Genomic DNA, 3,902 nt, shown 5'->3' with positions numbered 1-3,902 from the left:
GTTATCGATAGCCATCGATGGATTGAAGATGAAAATGGAGAGATTTTTAAGGTTCCAGTGAAGCAAAGACTTTATATGGAAGTAAAGAACGAAGTTGTCTACCAACCATCATATTATGACGAAGACCTTAATGATTATGTTGAAGTTGAGATGGATCAAAGAATTCATATCATTTACAAAAATATCGCCGATGAAAACGACACTGTTTTTGATGATACTGAATACTATGCAAAGAAAATTGGAGAAAACAGATATCGTCTCTACGATTGTGATTCCTCTTCAAGTTGTTACTCATCAGCATATCTGGAGTTTTCAATTTACGATTCGCCTAAAGGAAAAGTCATTAAAATCAAAAAAGAATGGCAAGGTCATAAAGGTTGGACTTTGAATATGTTTAAGAAAAATGACTTTCTACTAGAAACAAAGAATTAATCCTTTATAGGGGGAGAAATCCCCCTTATAATTTTTCTATGACTGATCAAAATAAAAAGACAATTCAATCATCACAAGAAATCATTCAATTTCTCGAAGATTTTTCTTACCTCGATAATGAAAAAGAAAAAAAAGATATAGATAATCTCATCCAACACATTGAAAAATCCCGTCATGAGCTAATGCAAAAATCAGTATCAATGATGAAACTCAGTCACTTTAGGATACTCTCTTCAAATTCTTTAAAAAGAAAAGAAGGCCTCAAATCTTGGGACAACGCCAATAAGCACATCTTTCAGCATATTGCGAATCGCCAAGAAATCAATAGAGAATCAATAAATGAGATAAACCAAATCCTCACGGATTCAGAAACAAGGCCTCGTACAGAAGAAATCTACACTGGAGAATGGAAGTATCTAGAGCATAAACATCTCGAAGAGTGCTGGAAATCTTTTCAGAAACAAGTTCTTTCTAAAGAACACTCAATCCTAAGATCTTGTGAGATTTATATATGGCTCGTGACAATGCATCCATTTACAAATGGTAATGGTAGAACATCGCGAATTTGTGCTGATTGGTCATTACTTGAACAATCTTACTTGCCATTATGCTTTGACTCTTCAGTCTCAAGTCATGTTGCACTTACGATAGGAAATGGAAAGAGGAAAAAGGTAAATTCAATAGTAAAGACCCTTAGAGGAATTCTAAGGGCCTATGAGATTTGCTTAAATTAATTACTTAGTCACAACATTAAAGTCTAGCTCAACATCGTCAAAGATCATTTTGTCACCTAGGCCTGAGAAGAATGATCCTGAACCATATTTGATTCCATAGTTAGTTCTATTGAAAACTAGTTTTCCAGACATTTTATTTCCTTCAACAGTTACCTTAAACTTAACTGGCTTAGTAACTTTTTTAATTGTTAAGTTACTTTCTACTTCATAAGTGTTCCCTGATTTAGAAAGGATTTTTTGAAGCTTTAATCTTGCTTCTTTATGCACTGGAGTATTAAAGAAGTCTTCATTCTTTAAGTGACCTTCTAGTTTTGCCTTCCACTCACCTTCAAGGTCTGTAACATTAATAGAATCCATATCTACAATAAATTCTGCAGACTTGAGAACTCCATTACTATCGAGAGTCACCTTTCCTGATTTGAAACTAACTGTCCCAATATGTTTTCCCGTAACTTTCTTTCCAGTCCAAGCAAGCTTACTCGCTGATGTGTCTACAGTGTGAGTCTTCTCTGCAAATGTTAATTGTGTTAATCCTAATACAGCTAAAACTAATAATAACTTTTTCATTTATATCCTCCTGAGAATCAATTTCGTTCTTAGTTATGAGATAAGTCTAGTCTTGATACCGTTCAAATAAAAGTATATAATTACGACCAAAACGTTCTATTTTTTGAACATAGAATCGGACAGAGGAAACTGAGATGAACCTAGACCAGCTACAACTACTTAAAATTATTGATGAGGAAGGTTCTTTCTCAAAGGCCAGTGAAAAACTCAATAAGGCAAAATCGGCGATCTCATATACAGTTTCAAACCTTGAAGATGAGCTGGGTCTCTTGCTCATTGATCGCTCAAAGTATCGTCCTGTTCTCACTAACTATGGAAAACAGCTCCTTGAAAAGTCCCTACCTGTACTACAGGCCTTTGAGGACCTTGAGCATTTTGCCAAAACTCTTTCAAGTAACCAAGAACTGAAAATTCGCCTCTCGATGTCAGCCCTTTGGCCAGTAAATAAGATAGCTCCCGTCCTAAGAGACTTAGAAGAGAAATATAATCAAACCGAGATTGTCTTTACAACAGAAGTTCTTAGTGGCGAGAGACTTCTCTTTGAGGGTCAAGTAGATATGGCCATCCTAACAAATCTCGAAAATAGAGTTGATATTGACTATAAAGAAATTGGAACTCTAAAAATGCCAATGGTAATTAGTGCAAATCATCCACTTGCTAAAGAGTGCTCTAAGAAGAAAATCGGCAAGAAACAACTTGAGAGCTATCCACAAATTATTGTACGTAGTACCTTACCTACAGAAGGAAAGTCTTTTGGAGTCTTAAAAGAAGCTAAGAAGTGGTACGTAAGTGACTTAGAAACTAAGTTACGTCTCATTCTAGAAGGTCTTGGCTGGGGAAGACTGCCTGATCACATGGTTGATGAACTCATCCAAAGAGAAGTCCTTAAAGAAATTACCCCTCAAGAAGATAGGGATAATACTATTAGCGTCTATCTCGCGCGTAAGAAAACGGACTGGCATGGACTAGTTAGCCACTATATCTGGGATCACATATAACCTGAATTTATTTCACGGTTTATCCCAGAGTTATAACAAAATGTTATAACTGCTCAATGGATATTAACCTGAACTTTCTACGTTCCTTTTTAGAGCTTGCTGAGACACTCAATTTCTCACAAGCGGCCAAGAACCTTTCAATGGCCCAACCTGGTCTTTCAAGACAAATAAAACAATTGGAAGAGAGTTTACAAACAACACTATTTCTTAGAGACAATAAGCGTGTCCGCTTAACTCAAGAAGGACAGTTCCTTAAAAACCATATCACTCCCCTGCTCTTAGGACTTAATGAAACATTAGGAGAAGTTAAAAGACTCTCTGATAAAATCTCTGGAAGAATTACTATTGCATGTCCTCTTGAGATTGGAGAATTTCTAATATCACCCCTTGCGGCGCAATTTCTTGAGATCTACCCAGATATTGAGGTTGCCCTGAGATTTGTTTCAATGGAGCAATCGCAAAAGATGTTGCTCAATGGAGAAGCAGACTTTGCCATTGGCCTAGACTTTGCCGATCAAGAAAATATTCGTAGCTATTCTTTTGTTAAACAAAAATCTTACCTTCTGTGTTCAAATAAAGACTTTAATGTCGAAGATGTTAAAGATTTAAACTATGCGGGATATCATTATGAAGACCCGCTTATTATAAAGTTTGTAAAAAGCTATTCTCCAAAGCTTAGTGTCGGAAATATCAATATAAAATTCTCGGCAAATTCCCATAGTGCGATTGTTGATTATCTCATCAAAACACCTAATGTGGTTGGCGTACTTCCCTACTATAGTAAGCCCGTGATAAAGGCCCTAGATAACAAAGAACTCTTTATGATTGAAGATTACTTACTATCAAGTGACCTCTTCCTCTTAACAAGTGTCGAAGAAACAATCCCCCTAAGAAAGAAAGTCTTCCTCGAATTTCTACTAAAAAACTCACTCTCTTAAATTACCAAGGTACCAGTATCTTTTTCTTATGAGTTCTGTGTCATTTAACGCAAGTCTCATAAGAAAAAGATACTGGTACCTAGCGAGGGTTAGATTGGGAGGAAGAAGAGGCGGTTTGATGGTAGAGTTACTCTTAGTTTTTGATCTACCATATAGTGTTCGTGTCCGGGTCTAGCAACAATGAATTTGTTGCGATCCATTGTCGCGATATGAAGAAACTGACGGTCTCCACG

Annotated in this window: 5 protein-coding genes; 4 read left to right on the top strand and 1 reads right to left on the bottom strand. The window is 36.3% G+C overall.

All coding sequences use genetic code 11. The annotated features are described in order from the left end of the window. A partial coding sequence (locus M901_RS02390; protein WP_034719753.1) for a hypothetical protein occupies positions 1–432 on the top strand: 432 nt, incomplete at its 5' end. Between the two features lie 38 nt (positions 433–470). Beyond that, positions 471–1,166 (top strand): Fic family protein, encoded by a 696-nt coding sequence (locus M901_RS02385; protein WP_021276560.1) that lies wholly within the window; start codon positions 471–473, stop codon positions 1,164–1,166. Here the strand turns inward: M901_RS02385 and M901_RS02380 are convergent, their stop codons facing one another. After that, positions 1,167–1,733 (bottom strand): YceI family protein, encoded by a 567-nt coding sequence (locus M901_RS02380; RefSeq protein ID WP_021276563.1) that lies wholly within the window; start codon positions 1,731–1,733, stop codon positions 1,167–1,169. It abuts the gene before it with no gap. 134 nt (positions 1,734–1,867) lie between these two features. Here M901_RS02380 and M901_RS02375 point away from each other — a divergent pair, with 134 nt between their 5' ends. Together M901_RS02375 and M901_RS16115 are read left to right on the top strand one after the other, a co-directional pair. Beyond that, complete coding sequence (locus M901_RS02375; protein WP_021276562.1) at positions 1,868–2,731, top strand: LysR family transcriptional regulator; 864 nt, start codon at positions 1,868–1,870, stop codon at positions 2,729–2,731. A gap of 56 nt (positions 2,732–2,787) precedes the next feature. Next, entirely contained in the window at positions 2,788–3,669 is an 882-nt protein-coding gene (locus M901_RS16115; protein WP_021276561.1) for a LysR family transcriptional regulator, read from the top strand. Positions 3,670–3,902 lie beyond the last annotated feature (233 nt).

The sequence above is a fragment of the Bacteriovorax sp. DB6_IX genome, assembly GCF_000447775.1.
In the GTDB taxonomy this organism is placed as follows: domain Bacteria; phylum Bdellovibrionota; class Bacteriovoracia; order Bacteriovoracales; family Bacteriovoracaceae; genus Halobacteriovorax_A.
Note: the sequence above shows the minus strand (reverse complement) of the source record. Positions and strands in the feature narration are given on the sequence as shown.